Raw genomic sequence first — 19,226 nt, forward strand, 5'->3', positions numbered from 1 at the left:
GTGGGGGCGGGCAACACCCCGTTCCGCATACAGCGGGACGGTTCAAGAGGCACCATCCAACTGGAGGTAACCAGATGCGCAAGCAGTGGCTCACGGCCGAAGACCCCGGCAACCCCCAGGACGACAGCGACAGCGGCAACAAGCACGGCGGCGGCGGGTCCGACGAGGGCGGCAACACGAACGACGGCCAGGGACCGGCGGACGGCCGCTGAATGACCGAGCAGCAAGGAACGGACGCCAGCCCCGAGCGGCTGGCGTCCGCGCTGATGGAGAAGGGCGCCCTGACGTCTGACTGGCTTCCCGCCTTCAAGCGGGCGCCGCGCCATCTGTTCGTACCGGATGTGATCTGGCCGGGTACTGCGGGCGGCAACCGGCAGAAGAGCCGGATCATCCGTTCCGAGGACTCTCGGGCGTGGTGGGACGCCGTTTACACGGACGCGCCGATCACGACGCAATGGGACGACGGCGCCCACACGGGTCCCGATAAGGGCAAGATCCCTTCGTCTTCCAACTCTATGCCCACCATGGTCTTTTCGATGCTCGACGCCCTGAGCGTCCATGAAGGCCATCGGGTTTTGGAGATCGGGACGGGTACCGGCTGGAACGCCGCGCTGCTGTCGCACCGCGTAGGCCCTGAGAACCTCGTCACGGTCGAGGTGGACGAAGCCACGGCGGCGGACGCCAGGAAGCGTCTTCAGGACGCGGGGTTCGTACCGCTGGCCGTGGTCGGTGACGGTGCAGCCGGATTCGGGCTGGAGGCCCCGTACGACCGGGTGATTGCGACGTGCTCGATTGGCCAGATCCCTTACGCCTGGATCGAGCAGACGAAGCCGGGCGGGGTGATCGTGGCCCCTTGGGGGCCGACGTACGGCGGAGAAGCGGTCGTGAGGCTCACGGTGAAGTCGGATGGATCGGCGTCGGGGAAGTTCCTCGGGTCCTCGGCGTTCATGCGGCTTCGTGCCCAGCGCACGGAGCGAAAACACGTTCGGGAGTACCTGAAGGGCAAGCCGTGGCCAGCCGACGGCGTCAAGTCGACCACGGCGCTCTCCCCGGATGACGTGGGCGACTGGCGCGTCATGTTCGCCATCGGGGTTCAGGTGGCCGACGCATTCCCTTGGGTGGAGACATACAAGGACGGCTCTTACACCCTGTGGCTTCGAGACACGGCGGTCACGTCGTGGGCTACGGCCGACTTCGAGAAGGATCGGACAGAGTTCGCAGTCGTGCAGTCTGGTCCCAGGAAACTGTGGGACGAGGTCGAAAAGGCGTACCGCTGGTGGGAGAAGCAAGGTTGTCCCGGCTTCGAACGATTCGGGCTCACGGCCACTGTGGACGGCGAAACCATATGGCTGGATGAACCAGGAAACCCAGTTCCTCCGATTCTCGGCTAAACAAGAACCACCAGGGGCACCCGGCGCCGGCCGGGTGCCCGCTGAGTTCGAAGGACTAGATCGGAGCCACCGATGTTTCCTCGCTCCCGGCCTCGCTCCGGTGGTCACCCTCGGGTGGCCACCGGGGAAGCGGGAACACTGGGGACGGCACACACGCTGTCCCCAGGGATCCCCAAGGAGGCACGACCATGACGACGGACGAGAGCCGGCCCCAGGCGAACCCGCCCGCGAACCCCCCGGCGGACACGAACGCGAACACGAACACGCCGGCGAACCCGCCCGCGAACACGCCGGCGGGCACGAGCCCGGACACCCGCACGGACGTCGGCGAGTACCGCGTCGAGCACGACTCCATGGGCGAGGTACGGGTCCCCGCGCACGCCAAGTGGCGGGCGCAGACGCAGCGCGCCGTGGAGAACTTCCCGATCTCGGGCGCCCGCCTGGAGCGCGCCCACATCGAGGCGCTCGCCCGGATCAAGTCCGCCGCGGCCAAGGTCAACGCCGAGCTCGGGGTGGTCGACGCCCAGGTCGCGGACGCCATTCGGCAGGCGGCGGCCGAGGTGGCGGAGGGCCGCTGGGACGACCACTTCCCGGTGGACGTCTTCCAGACGGGCTCCGGTACCTCTTCGAACATGAATACCAATGAGGTGCTCGCCACGCTCGCCTCCGAGCGCCTCGGCCGGCCGGTGCACCCCAACGACGAGGTGAACGCCTCGCAGAGCTCCAACGACGTCTTCCCGTCCTCCATCCACATCGCCGCGACCGCCGCCGTCACCCGCGACCTGATCCCCGCGCTGGAGCACCTGGCCGCGGCCCTGGAGCGCAAGGCGGAGGAGTTCCGCGACGTCGTCAAGTCGGGCCGTACGCACCTGATGGACGCCACGCCCGTCACACTGGGCCAGGAGTTCGGCGGCTACGCCGCCCAGGTCCGGTACGCGGTGGAGCGGCTGACCGCCTCGCTCCCCCGCCTCGCCGAGCTGCCCCTGGGGGGCACGGCGGTGGGCACCGGCATCAACACCCCGCCCGGCTTCTCGGCCGCCGTCATCGCCGAGGTCGCCCGGTCGACCGGACTGCCGCTGACCGAGGCGCGCAACCACTTCGAGGCACAGGGCGCCAGGGACGGGCTGGTGGAGACCTCGGGACAGCTGCGTACGCTCGGCGTCTCCCTGACCAAGATCGCCAACGATCTGCGCTGGATGGCGTCCGGCCCGCGCACGGGCCTCGCGGAGATCAGCCTGCCCGACCTCCAGCCGGGCTCCTCGATCATGCCCGGCAAGGTCAACCCGGTGATCCCGGAAGCGGTCCTCATGGTCGCGGCCCAGGTCACCGGCAATGACGCGACGGTCGCCGCGGCCGGCGCGGCCGGTAACTTCGAGCTGAACGTGATGCTCCCCGTCATCGCCAAGAACCTGCTGGAGTCCGTACGGCTGCTGGCCAACGCCTCCCGCCTGCTGGCGGACCGTACGGTCGACGGCATCGTCGCCCACACCGAGCGGGCCAGGCAGTACGCGGAGTCGTCGCCGTCCGTCGTCACCCCGCTGAACCGGTACCTCGGCTACGAGGAGGCCGCGAAGGTCGCCAAGAAGTCCCTGGCCGAGGAGCGCACCATCCGGGAGACGGTGCTGGCCGAGGGCTATGTGGAGCGCGGCGTCCTCACGCTGGAGCAACTGGACGAGGCGCTGGACGTGCTGCGCATGACCCGGCCCTGACCACCGACCGGCCCTCGGCCCGGGCCGCCACCCGGGCCGCCACCCGGGCCGACACCCAGGCCGCCGCCCGGGGCGCCACTCCGACGACGATCCGAGCCGACGCCCCGAGCCACCACCCGGACCACCGACCGGCCCGATCGTCGGCGGAAGCCCTAAGATCTGCGCATGACAGCGACGGAAGCGAACGGCCGGCATTGGGCTCCCGGCACCCAGATCCTGTGGCGGTACCGCGAGAACGCCGGGAACCGTGTGCACATCTGCCGTCCCGTCACGGTCGTACAGGACACCGACGAACTGCTCGCCGCCTGGCTGGCCCCGGACACCCCGTGCGTGCGCCCGGTGCTCGCGGACGGTACGCCCGTCAACCACGAGCCGCTGGCCACCCGCTACACCAAGCCGCGGACGGTGGTGCGCGACCGCTGGTACGGGATGGGCGTGCTGAAGCTCGCCCGGCCCGGCGAGCCCTGGTCGGTGTGGCTGTGGTGGGAGCGCGACTGGCGCTTCCAGAACTGGTACGTGAACCTGGAGGAGCCCCGTACCCGCTGGGCGGGCGGTGTGGACTCCGAGGACCACTTCCTCGACATCGACGTCTACCCGGACCACAGCTGGCGGTGGCGCGACGAGGACGAGTTCGCCCAGGCACAGCGGGACGGCCTGATGGGGCCCGCGCAGGCGCGCCGGGTGCGCGAGGCCGGGCGGGCCGCGGTCGAGGCGATCAGCGCCTGGAGCGCCCCGTACAGCGAGGGATGGGAGCGCTGGCGGCCCGATCCGGGCTGGACGGTGCCGGAGCTCCCCGAGGGCTGGGACCGGGCGCCGGTACGGGCGGAGGCGACGGCCTCGTGACCGCGACGGTGACTGTCCGAATGCGCGCCACCCGAGGTCGTGATCACCCGGGCGCGTCCGGCCCCGCCATGAGACCCTTGATGTGCCCCCTGGGTGCAAACGTAGGATCGTCCTCCGGAACACCGAAGACTGTCCCAACAAGTGTATACAGCAAGCGGCCTGACCAGCAGTCACATCCTGCGTCACACCGTTGCCCACACCGTTAGCCGCTACGAACGCACATCACGACGACCGTGCAGCACAACGATCGCGAGTCACCAGGAGGGGGGTGGAGCCATGCGGGAGGGCTGCCACCCTGCCCAGGCGATCGCATCGCACCACCGGCCCGGACGGACGGAACCCCACGCGTGACGGAGCATCCACCCTCCCACGAAGGCCGGCAGCCCCTGGTTGCCCGGCCGCAGGAACGCACCCGGCCGCGGACGGAGGCGGCGGCCTCCGCGCCGCCGCAGCCGGCCGCGCCACAGCCCGCCGTACCGGGCCCGGCCACGGACCTCGCCGGCCTCGCGCGGCGCGAGGGCGACCGGCTGCGCTTCGTCGGAGCCGCCACCCGCCGGATCGCGCGCGGCATAGACCTGGACGAGATCGTGCTGGGGCTGTGCCGGGCGACCGTGCCGACGTTCTCCGACGCGATACTGGTCTACCTCCGCGATCCGCTGCCCGTCGGTGACGAGCGGCCGGTGCTGCCGTTCGTGCTGCGGCTGCGGCGCACGGACCGGCTGCGGCTGACCGACGAGGACCTGGAGAACGGCCCGCCCGGCGCCACCATCCCGCCGCAGACCGTTGACACCCTGCGGCTGCCGATCCTGGACCCGCAGTCCGACGTGATCCCGGCGCCCGAGCTGTGCGAGGTGCACTCGGGCGGCGCGCTCTCGGAGGTGCTGCGGGGCGTGCGTCCGGTGTTCGGCGACTCGGCCGCGGCCCGCGCCGCGCTGCCGGAGCTGCTGGGGGCCGACCGTGCCGTACCGAGCGGGCACCGCGCGATCCTGGCGCCGCTGCGCGGGCGGCGCCGGGTCATCGGCGCGGCGGTCTTCCTGCGCCGGCCGGACCGCGCCGCCTTCGAACCGAACGACCTGCTGGTGGCGGCGCAGTTGGCGACGCACACGGCACTGGGGATCGACAAGGCGGTGCTCTACGGCCGCGAGGCGTACATCGCGGACGAGCTCCAGCGCACGATGCTGCCGGAGAACCTGCCGCAGCCCACCGGGGTCCGGCTGGCCTCCCGCTATCTCCCGGCCGCCGAGACGGCCCGGGTGGGCGGGGACTGGTACGACGCGATCCCGCTGCCCGGCAGCCGCGTCGCGCTCGTCGTCGGCGACGTCATGGGCCACTCCATGACCTCGGCGGCCATCATGGGCCAGCTGCGCACGACGGCGCAGACGCTGGCCGGTCTGGACCTGCCGCCGCAGGAGGTGCTGCACCACCTGGACGAGCAGGCGCAGCGGCTGGGCTCGGACCGGATGGCGACCTGCCTGTACGCCGTGTACGACCCCGTCGCGCACCGGATCACGATCGCCAACGCCGGTCACCCGCCGCCGATACTGCTGCACCTGGGCGGCCGGGCCGAGGTGCTGCGGGTGCCGCCCGGCGCGCCCATCGGCGTCGGCGGGGTGGACTTCGAGGCGGTCGAGCTGGACGCGCCCTCGGGAGCGACGCTGCTGCTGTACACGGACGGGCTGGTCGAGTCGCGGCTGCGGGACGTGTGGACCGGCATCGAGCAGCTGCGGGAACGGCTCGCGGCCACCGCGCAGCTGACCGGGCCCGACCACGCGCCGCCGCTGGAGGCGCTCTGCGACGACGTGCTCGACGTGCTGGGCCCCGGCGACCGGGACGACGACATCGCGCTGCTCGCGGCCCGTTTCGACGGGATCGCGCCGAGCGACGTGGCGTACTGGTTCCTGGACCCGGAGGACGCCGCTCCGGGCCGGGCGAGACGCCTGGCCCGGCGGGCACTCGACCGCTGGGGCCTGGAGGACCTGAGCGACGCGGTGGAGCTGCTGATCAGCGAGGTGGTGACCAACGCCGTCCGGTACGCGGAGCGGCCGGTGACGCTGCGGCTGCTCCGTACGGACGTCCTGCGCTGCGAGGTGGGGGACGACTCACCGCAACTGCCGCGCCAGCGCCGGGCCCGGGACACCGACGAGGGCGGACGCGGGCTGTTCCTGGTCAACCGGCTGGCGCGGCGCTGGGGAGCGACGCGGCTGTCCACCGGCAAGGTCGTCTGGTTCGAGCTCCCGACCCGGGCCTGAGGACTCGGGCGGTCAGGACCCGGGCGTGAGGACCCGGGCGCAGGGGCGAGCACGGCCGCCCCCGTCATCCGTGTCATCCCCGTCATCCGTGCCATCCGTCACCGGCCCGTCAGCGGCCCCTGCCCCACGTCCGGTTCACCGCTGGGCGAGCCGCCGGGCTCGGGCGGCTGCTCGCCGCCGCCGTCCGGCGGAGGCTCGATCGACGGCGACGATCCGGAGCTCTCCGACGGCGTCGGGGAGGGCGGCCGGCTCGGAGTGACGGGCGGCGGGTCGGCGGGTGACTCCGGCGACGGGCTCCGCGAGGGCTGTTCCGAGGGCGAACTCGGCGGGGAGGACGCGGTCGGAGGCGTGACGGGAGCCGTCGGCAGGGGCTGGGGGACGTCCAGGTCGAACGTGGCGTCGGAGCCGCCGTTCAGCGCGCCGCGGGTGTAGTCGGCCCATATCCGGGCGGGGAAGCCGCCGCCGTTGGCCCGGCCGGAGTTGGCCGTGCCGGTCAGAGTGACCTGGCCGCCGCCGTCCTTGGGGGACTCGCCGAACAGCGCGACGACGGTGGTCAGTTCGGGGGTGTATCCGGCGAACCACGCGGACCTGTTGTTCTCCGACGTACCGGTCTTGCCCGCGGCGTCGTAGGCGGTCGTGTCGGCCTCGCGCCCCGATCCGTTGTCCACGACGCCCTGGAGCGCCCGGGTCACGGTGTCGGCGCTCTCCCGGTCGATCACCTGGTCACCGACCGGGTCCGGCAGGTCGACCGTACGGTCCTTGTGCGTGGCCGACTTCAGGATCGACGGGGTGACCTTCCGGCCGTGGTGGTCGAACGTGGCGTACACCCCGGCCATGTCCCAGGTGGAGGCGTTCATCGTGCCGAGGGTGATCGCGGGGGTCGCGGGGAAGTTCTCGTCGGGCATCCCGAGGCCGAGCGCGGTCCGCTTGACCGCGGCGGGGCCGACGTCCACGACCATCTGCGCGAAGACGGAGTTGACGGAGTCGTTCATCGCCCTCTGGACGTCGATTTTCCCGTAGTCCCGGCCGTCCTCGTTCTGCGGGGCGAAGGGGATGTCGCTGCCGACGACGGGCCGTTCGCTGGTGCCGTCGTAGACCGTGCCGAGGCCGATGGCCCGGCCGTCCTGGGTCTCGGAGCCGTTCTCCAGGGCCGAGGTGAGGACGATCGGCTTGAAGGTCGAGGCGGGCTGGTAGTCGGCCCGGGTGGCGTTGGAGATCCAGTGCTCGGTGGCGCTCCTGCCGCCGTAGAGCGCCACGACCCGGCCGGTCGCGGGGTCGACCGAGGTGGCGCCGGCCTGCACGGTCGCGTCCGTCTTGTTGTTCTTCCGGTCGAGTTTGCTCTCCAGCTGGTCGTCGACCGCCTTCTCCAGCCGCTCCTGCCGCTTCCTGTCGATGTTGAGGGTGATCGTCCAGCCGCCGGCGTCGATGGCCGCCTTGTCGACGCCCTGCCGCGCGAGTTCGTCGTCCGCGGCCTCCACCAGATAGCCGGTCTGGCCCTCCAGTCCCTGCGCGGCCTTCGGCTCCCGCGGGACGGGGAAGGTCAGGCCGGAGCGGGTGGAGGCGTCCAGCCAGCGCTGCCCGACCATGTTGTCCAGGACGTAGTTCCAGCGCGCGGTGGCCAGTTTCCTGCCGGTCGCGCCGCCCTGGGCCCAGTCGTACTGGTTGGGGGCCTGAAGCAGTGCGGCCAGGTACGCGCCCTGCGCGACGTTCAGCTTCGAGGCGTCGACGCCGTAGTACGCCTGGGCCGCCGCCTGGATGCCGTACGCGCCACGGCCGTAGTAGCTGGTGTTGACGTACCCGGCGAGGATCTCGCTCTTGCTCTTGCGCTGGTCCACCTTCAGGGAGATCACCAGCTCCTTGAGCTTGCGGGTGACCGTCCGGTCCTGGTTGAGGTAGTAGTTCTTGACGTACTGCTGGGTGATGGTCGAGCCGCCCTGCTTGCCCTTGCCGGAGAGGGTGTTGAACAGGCCCCGCGCGGTGCCCTTGATGTCGACGCCCGCGTCCTTGTAGAAGGTCTTGTTCTCGGCGGCGACGAAGGTGTGCTGGACGTCCTTGGGTATCTGGTCCAGGCCGACGATCTCGCGGTTGACCTCGCCGGTGCGGGCCAGGACCGTGCCGTCGCTGTACTTGTAGACGTTGCTCTGCATCTCGGCCTGCGCGTTGGCGCTGGGCACCGGGACCATCAGGTAGATCACGAAGAGTCCGCCCATGCCGAGCAGGCAGAGCCCGAAGAAGGTGCCGAGCAGCTTCCTCGGTGTGAGGAAACGGCGTTCGCCACCGCGTGACGCGCGCCGGGAGTGCCCGGTCCCCGCGCGTCCGTTCTCAGCTCGGGCCATGGCCGTCTCGCTCCGTTTTCGTTTCCGTCTCCGTGGTGCGCACGCGGTACGGGTGTCCTCCGCGCCGCGTGCGCGGCACGCCCCGCCGCGCATCGCCGCGACCTGTGCGCGTCCGTCTGTGTCCGTCTCTTGCGTGTACGTGCGGCGCGGTTACGTGCCTTACGCGCGTCCGGGACCGGTTCACGGCCGTTCCTGCCGTTCCGCCCGGGTCCGGAACATCGCAGCAAGCTAACACCGCGTGCCCCGACAAAGCCCACCCGATCCGGTCGTTCCGGACGTGACAATCAGCACCCGCCCGCACTGGAACCGACTCGCGACACCGCCCCAGGGTTGCCAAAACAATTAATGTGTAATCACAATGATAGCGGTCGCCGCAGTGGCGACCGCAGGACATGACAGCCGCGGCACGCCCGCGGCACGCAGCCGAAAACGGGGCATGAGGATGGCCGTGACCAGCACACACTCCACTGATTCCAGCGCTTCCAGCACCACGTCCGGCGCGCCCGCCGGCGACGCGGTGCGGCTGCCCGCGCCCCGGGTCCGGGAATTCCCGGCGCACGACATCGGCGGCGGGCTCGCCCTGCTGCTGGGGCTGATCGGGCTGGCCGCGGGCGTCGGGCTGATCGTCCTCGGCACCACCCTGGCCGGGGGCGCGAAGGCGGCCCTGATCATCGTCGGCGTCCTGATCGCCCTGGCCGCGCTCTTCGCGATGGGCGGGCTGAACATGGTCTCGCCCGGCGAGGCGCGAGTCGTCCAGCTCTTCGGCAGCTACCGCGGCACGATCCGCACGGACGGGCTGCGCTGGGTCAACCCGCTGACGTCCCGTACGGAGATCTCGACGCGCGTCCGGAACCACGAGACGGCCGTCCTCAAGGTCAACGACGCCTACGGCAACCCGATCGAGCTGGCCGCGGTGGTGGTCTGGAAGGTCGAGGACACCGCGCAGGCGACGTTCGAGGTGGACGACTTCCTGGAGTTCGTCTCCACGCAGACCGAGGCGGCCGTGCGCCACATCGCCATCGAGTACCCGTACGACGCCCACGACGACAGCGAGCTGTCGCTGCGCGGCAACGCCGAGGAGATCACGGAGAAGCTGGCGGTCGAACTGCACGCGCGGGTCGAGGCGGCGGGCGTACAGATCATCGAGTCCCGCTTCACGCACCTCGCGTACGCCCCGGAGATCGCCTCCGCGATGCTCCAGCGCCAGCAGGCGGGCGCGGTCGTGGCGGCGCGGCGGGAGATCGTGGACGGCGCGGTCGGCATGGTCGAGGCGGCGCTGACGCGGCTCACCGAGGAGGAGATCGTGGAGCTCGACTCGGAGCGGAAGGCGACGATGGTGAGCAACCTGCTGGTGGTCCTGTGCGGCGACCGGGCCGCGCAGCCGGTGGTCAACACGGGCTCTCTCTACCAGTGACGGAACGCAAACAGATCCTGCTGCGGCTGGACCCGGCAGTGTACGAGGCGCTGGCGCGCTGGGCCTCCGACGAACTGCGCAGCGCCAACGCGCAGATCGAGTTCCTGCTGCGCAGATCGCTGGCGGAGGCGGGCCGGCTGCCGGGGAACGCGAAGCCGATCCCCCGGCGGGGCCGGCCGAGGAAGCCGGTGGCGGACGGGACACCGCCCGAGGCGTCACCTGGGCCGGAGGCGGCCGGGACCGCGCCAGGAACGCCCGGGGCACCCGCCCCGGCACCCGTCCCGCCGCCCGTCCCGGCACCCGTCCCGCCGCCCGGGACAGCGGGCGAGCCGCCCCGCGCCGAGCCCCCGGTCCCAGGACCGGCCCCGGCCTCCGGGGGCGCCCCCCGACAGCCGGCCGCGGACCGGCGTCCGGGCCCTCGACGGGAGTCCTGACGCGACGGCCGGGACCGCCGTCAGGCCGCCGGTCCCGGCCGTCGCGGCGCGGGCGGGGCCGCCGGCTCGCGTACGGGCGGGGCCTCCGCCACCCGTACCGGCAGCGACTCGACCGCGTCCCGCAGCGCGCCCGCGAACGCCTCGAACTCGCCGCCGCGCGCCGCGCCCGTACGCATCGCGAGCGCGATCCGGCGCGAGGGCGCGGGGTCCGCGAAGTACCCCGTCTCCAGCTGGTCGTCGCGGCCCGTCTCGACCGTCACCGCCGTACGGGGCAGCAGCGTCACCCCGAGCCCGCCGGCGACCAGTTGCACCAGCGTCGACAGTCCGGCCGCGGTGGTCGTCGCGGCCACCCCCTCGCCGCGGCCCGCCTCCCGGCAGATGTCCAGCGCCTGGTCACGCAGGCAGTGCCCCTCGTCGAGCAGCAGCAGCGGCAGCTCGCGCAGCACGTCGCGGGGCAGGTCGTGGCGGTCCGCGAGTTCGTGGCCGCGCGGGGTGACCAGGACGAAGTCCTCGTCGAACAGGGGAAGTTCGGTGACGCCCGGCCGCCCCAGCGGCACCGCGAGGAGCAGCAGGTCAAGACGCCCCGCCGCCAGCCCGTCCAGCAGGGACGACGTCTGCTCCTCGTGGACCTGGAGGTCCAGGTCCGGGTACCGCTCATGGACCAGGCGCAGCACCGTCGGCAGCAGGTAGGGCGCCACCGTCGGGATCACGCCGAGCCGCAGCACCCCGGTGAAGGGCGCCCGTACCGCCTCGGCCTCCTCCACCAGCTCCCCCACCGCGTCCAGCACCGCCCGGGCCCGGACCGCCAGCCGCTCCCCCGCGGGCGAGAGCAGCACCTTGCGTGTCGTACGCTCCACCAACTGCACGCCCAGGACGTCCTCCAGCGCCGAGACCGCGCCGGAGAGCGCGGGCTGGCTCATCCCGATCGCGGCGGCCGCGTCCCGGAAGTGCAGTTGCTCGGCCACCGCCACGAACGCGCGCAGCTGGGAGAGGCTGGGCTGCCTGGCCCGAGGGCCGGCGTGCATGCCGGGCCGGGGGCCGGAGAGCTTGACGTATTGCGTGGCCACCACTGATAGGTCCTTCCGATCGCGGCGACCGAGTCTAGCTATTTCTATGATCAATGGCGTCTGTGCCACCATCGGTGATCTGTCCAACCCCCTGGAAGACCCCGAAAAGGGGAATTCCGACCCTGCAAGGAGAGCACGTGCTCACTGTTGGTGACAAGTTCCCCTCGTTCGATCTGACCGCCTGTGTGTCGCTGGAGAGCGGCAAGGAGTTCGAGCAGATCAACCACAAGAGCTACGAGGGCAAGTGGAAGGTCGTCTTCGCCTGGCCCAAGGACTTCACTTTCGTGTGCCCGACGGAGATCGCGGCCTTCGGCCGGCTGAACGACGAGTTCGCCGACCGCGACGCCCAGATCCTCGGGTTCTCCGGCGACTCCGAGTTCGTCCACCACGCCTGGCGCAAGGACCACGACGACCTGCGTGACCTGCCCTTCCCCATGATGGCCGACTCCAAGCACGAGCTGATGCGCGACCTGGGCATCGAGGGCGAGGACGGCTTCGCGCAGCGCGCCGTCTTCATCGTCGACCCGAACAACGAGATCCAGTTCACGATGGTGACCGCCGGTTCGGTCGGCCGTAACCCCAAGGAGGTCCTGCGGGTCCTCGACGCCCTCCAGACGGACGAGCTGTGCCCGTGCAACTGGAGCAAGGGCGAGGACACCCTCGACCCGGTCAAGCTCCTGTCGGGCGAGTGATATCCGATGGCACTCGACGAACTGAAGTCCGCGCTGCCGGACTACGCGAAGGACCTGCGGCTGAACCTCGGCTCGGTCATTGGCAACAGCGACCTGCCGCCGCAGCGGCTCTGGGGCACGGTGCTGGCCTGCGCGATCGCCTCGCGCTCGCCGCGCGTGCTGCGTGAGCTGGAGCCGGAGGCCAAGGCCAACCTGAGCCCCGAGGCGTACACGGCCGCCAAGTCGGCCGCCGCGATCATGGCCATGAACAACGTCTTCTACCGGACCCGGCACCTGCTGTCGGACCCCGAGTACGGGACGCTGCGCGCGGGCCTGCGGATGAACGTCATCGGCAACCCGGGCGTGGAGAAGGTGGACTTCGAACTCTGGTCGCTCGCCGTCTCCGCCGTCAACGGCTGCGGCCAGTGCCTGGACTCGCACGAGCAGGTGCTGCGCAAGGCGGACGTCGACCGCGAGACGATCCAGGAAGCCTTCAAGATCGCCGCGGTGATCCAGGCGGTCGGCACGACCCTGGACGCGGAGGCCGTCCTGGCCGACGCGGCCGGCTGAGGCTTCCGCCTCGCGGAACGTCAGCGGGCGCGCGTACACGCCCGTGGGGCCCCGGTGGACTCATCCGTCCACCGGGGCCCCGCGCGTCGGTCTCTCGTGTCCGTACCGGCCGCCCGCCGCAGCGGCCTACGTGCTCTCCTGGGCCCGCGCCGTGCTGTCGGACCCGGGCGCGCTCCCCGGTGCCGCCGCCGAAGGCGTGGCCGACGCAGCCGGGCCGCCGGCCACCGCCGGTTCCGGGGCCGAAGCGGCGGCGGAGGCGGGTGCGGGCGGTGCGGGCGGGTGGTGGGGCTCCAGGCCCTGGCTGTACGCGCGGAGGTAGCCGACGACCGTGTTGGTCACCGCCACCAGCGGCACCGCCACCACCGCGCCGCCGATGCCCGCGACCAGGCCGCCGACCGCGACGGCGAGCACGACGGCCAACGGGTGCACCCGTACCGCCCGGCCCAGGATGAAGGGCTGGAGCACATGGCCCTCGATCTGCTGCACCCCGAGGACGACCAGCAGCACCATCAGCGCCGTGAACACGTCCTGGGTGACCAGAGCCACGACCACGGCCAGCGCCCCGGAGACCACCGCGCCGACCAGCGGCACGAAGGCGCCCAGGAAGATGCAGACCGCCAGCGGCACGGCCAGCGGGACGTCGAGGAAGTACAGGCCGAGCCCGATGAAGAGCGCGTCGATCAGGGCCACCAGCACCGTGCCCCGCACGTACGCGGTGAGGGTGTGCCAGGCGCGCGGTCCGGCGCCCGCCACGCCCTCCCGGGCCTGCGCCGGAACCAGCTTGAGCGCCCACTGCCAGATCTTCGACCCGTCGTACAGCAGGAACAGCGTCGAGAAGATCGCGAGGAACATCCCGGTCAGGAACTCCACCATCACGGTCACGCCCTGCAGCCCCGCGGAGGTGATCGCCTCGGTGTTGGAGCCGACGAAGTCGTTCAGATTCTTCGCTATGTCGTTGATCTGGTCCTCGGTCACATGGAACGGGCTGTTGAGGAGCCAGGACTTGAGCTCCTCGATACCGTCCGTGACCCGGTGGGAGAGGTCGTCGATGTTCTCCATGACCTGCCACACCACGAACCAGCCGACCAGCCCCATCAGGACGAAGCCGGCCACCGCCGTCAGGGCGGTGGCGAGACCGCGCGGCACGCCCGTGCGCTTGAGCCAGGCGACCGTGGGCTGGAGCAGCGCCGTGATCAACAGGGCCGCGACAAAGGCCAGCACGACCAGTTGCACGGCGCTGATGACGTGCATCAGCACCCACAGCGTGCCCGCGAGGACGAGCAGCCGCCAGCCGGCCTCGGCCGCGACCCGGATGCCCCACGGTATGGCCTCGACCGGTTCGGGCCTGGCGGAGACCGCGGGGGCGTACGCGGGGGGCGGGGGGACCGCTCCGTCGGCCGGCGCCGGAGCGGCCGGTTCGCCGGCCTCCGCCTCGGCTCTGCGTTCGGCCTCGGCCCTGCGCTCTTCCAGGCGCTCGCCGATACGGGTCAGCTCCGCGCCCACCTGACCGAGCCACCCCGGCACTTTCGACATGATGCTTCCTCTTCCCCCTGTCGCTCTCCCCACGCTCGGTCCCGGGGGTCGTCGGGACCGACGGTACACGTGCGCAGCCCCCCACCGTAGGACGGCGGAGGGCTGCGTGGGGTTGAGCGCCGGACAGAGAGGTTCCGGCGGACTCGGACGCCTAGTACCAGTTGTTGGCCTGCCAGAACGACCACGCGCCACAGGGGCTGTCGTAGCGCTCGTTCATGTAGTTCAGGCCCCACTTGATCTGGGTGGCCGGGTTGGTCTGCCAGTCGGCGCCCGCGGAGGCCATCTTGGAGCCGGGCAGCGCCTGCACCAGACCGTACGCGCCCGAAGAGGGGTTCTGCGCCTTGTAGTTCCAGGTCGACTCGTGGTTCACGATGTTGCTGAAGCACTGGAACTGGTCGGCCGGCACGATCTGCCGGGCGATCGCCTGGACCTCGGCGACGGTGTAGGAGCTCTGCTGGGTGAAGGAGGCCGTGGAGCGGACCTCGTCGCGGCTGGCGCGCTCCTTCTCCGCCGCCGCCTTCTTGCGCTCCTCCTCCGCCTTGCGCTCCTCCTCGGCCGCCTTGTCGGCAGCCTTCTTCTTGGAGGTGGCGTCCTTGGCGGCCTGGATACGAGCGGATTCCTCGGCGGACTTCTTCGCCGTCGCGTCGGCGGCGGCCGCCTGCACGTCCGCCTGCTGGGCCAGTGACGCGGTCTGCACCTGCGCCTGCTGCCCCGCGGGGATGTCCGCGAGGAGGGTCGTATCGGCTGCGGTCGTCTCGAAGTTGTCGTCCGACGCGACCTGGGCGGTGTTGCCCGAGGCAACGCCGACGACGGCGCCGACGGTGGTGACCGCGGTGGCCGACGCCACAGCGAACCCCCGGACCGAGATCCGGCTCACACGGTGTCCTTCCAGCATCGCCCGCACCTAGGTGACCTCGCGGGCGCGGATCGTGCCCCTGGCACTGGCCTCCACTGCTACTGGTCACGGGAGACACGGGCCCGGCGGGCAACCCCGATACGGGGCTGCCGCGTGGTTCGCGGGCGGCATGCGGCGACAGCTTTTGAGTTGTGTGGTGCCACACCCATGGAGGTGTGCGTGTGCCGCATGCGGGGCCTGACGGAAGCAAGACTCTGCCGGACGGCGCCGCCGCGAGGCAATTCCCCGTCGCGTGGGAAAGCTCACACTCCGTTTGTGGCAAGGGATTCGAGGAAAAGGCGCGCGGCACAACGCCGCCCGGCTAGGCTCTATCGCCTTTGCCGGGCGGCGCCAACTGCGGTGATACGGGGCGCAATACGCGTGACGGGCACATCACCGTACAGCGCCCCGCACAACTCCCTAAATCTGTCCGTCCTCCAGCATTTCGGTCACGAGCGCGGCGATGCGGGAGCGCTCGGAGCGGGTGAGCGTGACATGCGCGAAGAGCGGATGCCCCTTCAGTTTCTCCACGACCGCGACAATTCCGTCGTACCGCCCCACGCGCAGGTTGTCCCGCTGCGCCACGTCATGAGTGAGGACCACCCGGGAGTCCGCCCCGATCCTGGACAGAACGGTCAGCAGTACGTTCCGCTCCAGCGACTGGGCCTCGTCGACGATGACGAACGCGTCGTGCAGGGACCGGCCGCGGATGTGCGTGAGCGGCAGCACTTCGAGCATGCCCCGCCCCAGCACCTCCTCGATCACCTCGCGGCCGGCGACCGCGGAGAGCGTGTCGAAGACCGCCTGCGCCCAGGGGCTCATCTTCTCGGCCTCGGTGCCGGGCAGATAGCCGAGCTCCTGGCCGCCGACCGCGTACAACGGCCGGAAGACCATGACCTTCTGGTGCTGCCTGCGCTCCAGCACGGCCTCCAGCCCCGCGCACAGCGCGAGCGCCGACTTGCCGGTGCCCGCCCGGCCGCCCATCGACACGATGCCGACGTCCTGGTCGAGGAGCAGGTCCAGGGCGATGCGCTGCTCCGCGCTGCGGCCGTGGATCCCGAACGCCTCGCGGTCGCCCCTGACCAGCCGGACGTTGCCCTCGGCGGTGACCCGGCCGAGCGCCTTGCCGCGCTCGGACAGCAGGACCAGCCCCGTGTGCACGGGCAGGTCCGCCGCCTCGGGCACGTAGAGCGTCTCCTCCGAGAACAGCAGGTCCACCTGGTCCCCGGTGAGCGACAGCTCGCTCATACCCGTCCAGCCGGAGTCGGTGATGGCGAGTTCCGCGCGGTACTCCTCGGCGAGGAGACCGACGGAGGACGCCTTGATGCGCAGCGGCAGGTCCTTGGAGACGACCGTCACGTCGTACCCCTCTGCCTGGAGGTTGCGCGCGACCGCGAGGATCCGGGAGTCGTTGTCCCCCAGCCGGAAGCCCGCGGGCAGGATGCCGGGGTCGGAGTGGTTGAGCTCGACGCGCAGGGTGCCGCCCAGGTCGCCGAGCGGGACGGGGGCGTCGAGACGTCCGTACCTGACCCGGAAGTCGTCCAGCAGGCGCAGCGCCTGCCGGGCGAAGTAGCCGAGCTCCGGATGGTGCCTCTTGGCCTCCAACTCCGTGATCACCACGATCGGGAGCACCACTTCGTGCTCGTCGAAGCGGGACATGGCGTTCGGATCGGCCAGCAGGACGCTGGTGTCGAGAACGTAGGTGCGCCTGTCGGGCGTGCGGCGCTTTGTGCTGGTCACCACGGAAGGACGTACCCCCTCGGATGAGGTCGGGGTGCGACGGCGTCGCGGGGCGGGTGGGCCGGGCACGGACCCCTGCGCGGGCCGAGCTCCGGCCCTCCGAGTCGCCCGTACGTCTCACCGCACGGTCGTCCTGGTGCAAAGGGCCTCCCGGGCGGACGGCCCCATGCCGTCCGCTGAGACGCGATGTCCCTCTTACTTTCGGACACCGGCTTGGGGGAGGTATTCCCTCGAACGCGCGCCGCCATGCCGGAGCGGACGGCGGACAGCGGGTGAACCGATGGTGAAGGGCCCGGGCGAGGCGCCGCGGAACCGGGCGTTTCCAGTCACGAGCGGGCGGGCCGCCGAGGGTTCGGCGGCCGGTCAAGGCCCGTCAGGGCCGGTCAGACCCGGTCAGCCGCCGTAACGACGGCCGCGTGCCGCGTAGTCGCGCAGGGCACGGAGGAAGTCCACCTTACGGAAAGCCGGCCAGAAGACTTCGCAGAAGTAGTACTCCGAATGGGCGGTCTGCCAGAGCATGAACCCCGACAGCCGCTGCTCGCCGCTGGTCCGGATGACCAGATCCGGGTCCGGCTGCCCGCGCGTGTAGAGGTGGGAGGAGATCATGTCGATGTCGACGATCTCGGCCAGGTCCTCGAAGCTGGTGCCCTTGTCCGCGTGGTCCAGCAGCAGCGAGCGGACGGCGTCCGCGATCTCCTGTCGGCCGCCGTACCCGACGGCGACGTTGACGAGTATCCCCTTGTTGCCGGCGGTGGCCTCCTCGGCCTCCTTGAGGACGGTCTGGGTACCGGCGGGCAGCAGGTCGAGCGTGCCGACGTGGTGCACACGCCAGCGGCCGTCGGCCGCGATGTCACGGACGGCGTCCTCGATGATGGCGACGAGCGGCTTGAGCTGCTCCTCGGGACGGCTGAGGTTGTCCGTGGAGAGCATCCAGAGCGTGACGACCTCGACGTCGGTCTCGGAGCACCAGCCGAGCAGTTCCTGGATCTTGCTGGCCCCGGCCTTGTGCCCCTGCTCGGCGGTCCCGCCGGAGGCCCGGGCCCAACGGCGGTTGCCGTCGAGGATGACCCCGATGTGCTTGGGCACCTGGGTGTGGTCGAGACGGCCCTCCACGCGGCGTGCGTAGAGCCTGTACACCAGGTCGCGCAAGTTCACTGAGTCCACCTCTCGACTTTTGACGGGGACCGGCTCGGTTTTTGAGGGGGACCGGCGCGTCCGCTCACGGGATCCTGGGGCCGGTCCTGGGACCCCGAAGCCGTCACACTACTGCGCGGGTGCCACCGGCACCCAACCCGGTATGTCACAAGTCCGTGATAAGGAGAGAAGCGTGACTCATTTTCCCCCTCACCTCGCGACCGACAGCCGGTATGACGCCATGGAGTACCGGCGCAGTGGGCGCAGTGGCCTGAAACTGCCCGCGATCTCCCTGGGCCTGTGGCACAACTTCGGCGACGACCGCGCGCTGGATTCACAGCGCGCGATCCTGCGCCGCGCCTTCGATCTCGGGATCACGCACTTCGACCTCGCGAACAACTACGGACCGCCGCCGGGATCGGCCGAGCTGAATTTCGGCAAGCTCTTCGCCCAGGATTTCTCGGCCTATCGGGACGAAATCATCATTTCGACCAAGGCCGGATATCGGATGCGTCCCGGCCCCTATGGCGAATGGGGCTCCCGGAAGTATCTGCTGTCGTCGCTGGACGCGTCCCTGAAGCGGATGGGGGTGGATTACGTCGACATCTTCTACTCGCACCGCTTCGACGCGAACACTCCGCTGGAGGAGACGATGGGCGCGCTGGCGTCCGCCGTCCGGCAGGGCAAGGCGCTGTACGTGGGGGTGTCGTCGTACCGGGCGGAGCAGACCGTGGAGGCCGCCGCCCTGCTGGCGGAGATGGGCGTACCGGCCCTGATCCACCAGCCGTCGTACTCGATGCTCAACCGCTGGATCGAGGACGACGGGCTGCTGGACACCCTGGAGACGGCCGGAATGGGCTGTATCGCGTTCGCCCCGCTGGCGCAGGGCCTGTTGACGGACAAGTACCTGAAGGGGATCCCGGAGGGTTCCCGGGCCGCGCGGGACACGTCGCTGGATCCGGGCCTGCTGTCGGAGGAGGTGCTGCGGCGGCTGAGCGGGCTGAACGAGATCGCCCGGCGCCGGGGCCAGTCGCTGGCCCAGCTGGCGCTGCGGTGGGTGCTGCGTGACCCGAGGATGACGTCCGCGCTGATCGGTGCCTCCAGCGTGCGGCAGCTGGAGGACAACGTGGCGTCGCTGGCCGGGCCCGCGCTGAGCGCGGAGGAACTGCGGGAGATCGACGCGTTCGCGGTGGACACGGCGGGGACGAACATCTGGGCGGCGCGGAGCTGACGGCGCCGA

At 71.0% G+C, this 19,226-nt stretch carries 15 protein-coding genes and 1 pseudogene; 10 read left to right on the top strand and 6 right to left on the bottom strand.

Annotation, left to right across the window (positions count from 1 at the left end; genetic code table 11):
* Positions 1-74: 74 nt before the first annotated feature.
* The 5 genes from IG02_RS42195 (at position 75) to IG02_RS0120275 (ending at position 6,192) form a co-directional block, all read left to right on the top strand.
* Positions 75-212, top strand: a complete 138-nt coding sequence (locus tag IG02_RS42195; RefSeq protein ID WP_199814055.1) for a hypothetical protein — start codon at positions 75-77, stop codon at positions 210-212.
* Entirely contained in the window at positions 213-1,391 is a 1,179-nt protein-coding gene (locus IG02_RS0120260; protein WP_030749838.1) for a methyltransferase domain-containing protein, read from the top strand.
* Between the two features lie 188 nt (positions 1,392-1,579).
* A complete protein-coding gene (locus IG02_RS0120265; RefSeq protein WP_267958522.1) occupies positions 1,580-3,100 on the top strand; it encodes a class II fumarate hydratase in 1,521 nt (506 codons plus the stop codon).
* Between the two features lie 165 nt (positions 3,101-3,265).
* On the top strand, positions 3,266-3,943 hold the full coding sequence (locus IG02_RS0120270) for a DUF402 domain-containing protein (protein WP_030749842.1): 678 nt from the start codon (positions 3,266-3,268) through the stop codon (positions 3,941-3,943).
* 347 nt (positions 3,944-4,290) lie between these two features.
* Positions 4,291-6,192, top strand: coding sequence for an ATP-binding SpoIIE family protein phosphatase (locus tag IG02_RS0120275; RefSeq protein WP_030749844.1), 1,902 nt, complete (start codon positions 4,291-4,293; stop codon positions 6,190-6,192).
* Positions 6,193-6,290: 98 nt separating this feature from the next.
* On the opposite strand, the gene IG02_RS0120280 is transcribed toward IG02_RS0120275, so the two are convergent.
* The gene (locus IG02_RS0120280) at positions 6,291-8,528 is read right to left on the bottom strand and encodes a transglycosylase domain-containing protein (protein WP_030749846.1); all 2,238 of its coding nucleotides are present in this window, start codon (positions 8,526-8,528) and stop codon (positions 6,291-6,293) included.
* Between the two features lie 442 nt (positions 8,529-8,970).
* Between IG02_RS0120280 and IG02_RS0120285 the strand changes: the two genes are divergently transcribed.
* Together IG02_RS0120285 and IG02_RS36680 are read left to right on the top strand one after the other, a co-directional pair.
* The gene (locus tag IG02_RS0120285) at positions 8,971-9,942 is read left to right on the top strand and encodes an SPFH domain-containing protein (protein ID WP_030749848.1); all 972 of its coding nucleotides are present in this window, start codon (positions 8,971-8,973) and stop codon (positions 9,940-9,942) included.
* Positions 9,888-10,139, top strand: a pseudogene (locus tag IG02_RS36680) (hypothetical protein); the annotation flags it as partial. The gene IG02_RS0120285 and the pseudogene IG02_RS36680, both read left to right, overlap by 55 nt.
* 257 nt (positions 10,140-10,396) lie before the next feature.
* Here the strand turns inward: IG02_RS36680 and IG02_RS0120295 are convergent.
* Positions 10,397-11,401, bottom strand: coding sequence for a hydrogen peroxide-inducible genes activator (locus tag IG02_RS0120295; protein ID WP_030749851.1), 1,005 nt, complete (start codon positions 11,399-11,401; stop codon positions 10,397-10,399).
* Between the two features lie 179 nt (positions 11,402-11,580).
* Between IG02_RS0120295 and IG02_RS0120300 the strand changes: the two genes are divergently transcribed.
* Both IG02_RS0120300 and IG02_RS0120305 read left to right on the top strand, forming a co-directional pair.
* The gene (locus IG02_RS0120300; RefSeq protein ID WP_030749852.1) at positions 11,581-12,135 is read left to right on the top strand and encodes a peroxiredoxin; all 555 of its coding nucleotides are present in this window, start codon (positions 11,581-11,583) and stop codon (positions 12,133-12,135) included.
* 6 nt (positions 12,136-12,141) lie between these two features.
* Positions 12,142-12,684: an alkyl hydroperoxide reductase gene (locus IG02_RS0120305; RefSeq protein WP_030749855.1), complete on the top strand. Its 543-nt coding sequence runs from the start codon at positions 12,142-12,144 to the stop codon at positions 12,682-12,684.
* A gap of 126 nt (positions 12,685-12,810) precedes the next feature.
* Here the strand turns inward: IG02_RS0120305 and IG02_RS0120310 are convergent, their stop codons facing one another.
* The 4 genes from IG02_RS0120310 to IG02_RS0120325 all read right to left on the bottom strand — a co-directional run bounded on the left by IG02_RS0120310 (position 12,811) and on the right by IG02_RS0120325 (position 18,007).
* Positions 12,811-14,217: an AI-2E family transporter gene (locus IG02_RS0120310; RefSeq protein ID WP_030749857.1), complete on the bottom strand. Its 1,407-nt coding sequence runs from the start codon at positions 14,215-14,217 to the stop codon at positions 12,811-12,813.
* Positions 14,218-14,368: 151 nt separating this feature from the next.
* On the bottom strand, positions 14,369-15,094 hold the full coding sequence (locus IG02_RS0120315; RefSeq protein ID WP_030749859.1) for a transglycosylase SLT domain-containing protein: 726 nt from the start codon (positions 15,092-15,094) through the stop codon (positions 14,369-14,371).
* A 438-nt stretch (positions 15,095-15,532) separates the two neighbouring features.
* Positions 15,533-16,855 carry a PhoH family protein gene (locus IG02_RS0120320; protein ID WP_030749861.1) on the bottom strand — a complete coding sequence of 441 codons (1,323 nt, stop codon included), beginning with the start codon at positions 16,853-16,855 and terminating at the stop codon, positions 15,533-15,535.
* 390 nt (positions 16,856-17,245) lie between these two features.
* Positions 17,246-18,007, bottom strand: coding sequence for an isoprenyl transferase (locus IG02_RS0120325; RefSeq protein ID WP_030749863.1), 762 nt, complete (start codon positions 18,005-18,007; stop codon positions 17,246-17,248).
* A gap of 172 nt (positions 18,008-18,179) precedes the next feature.
* Here IG02_RS0120325 and mgrA point away from each other — a divergent pair, with 172 nt between their 5' ends.
* On the top strand, positions 18,180-19,217 hold the full coding sequence (gene mgrA, locus IG02_RS0120330) for an L-glyceraldehyde 3-phosphate reductase (protein ID WP_030749865.1): 1,038 nt from the start codon (positions 18,180-18,182) through the stop codon (positions 19,215-19,217).
* Positions 19,218-19,226: the final 9 nt, after the last annotated feature.

The organism is Streptomyces sp. NRRL F-5135 (genome assembly GCF_000719775.1).
In the GTDB taxonomy this organism is placed as follows: domain Bacteria; phylum Actinomycetota; class Actinomycetes; order Streptomycetales; family Streptomycetaceae; genus Streptomyces; species Streptomyces hebeiensis.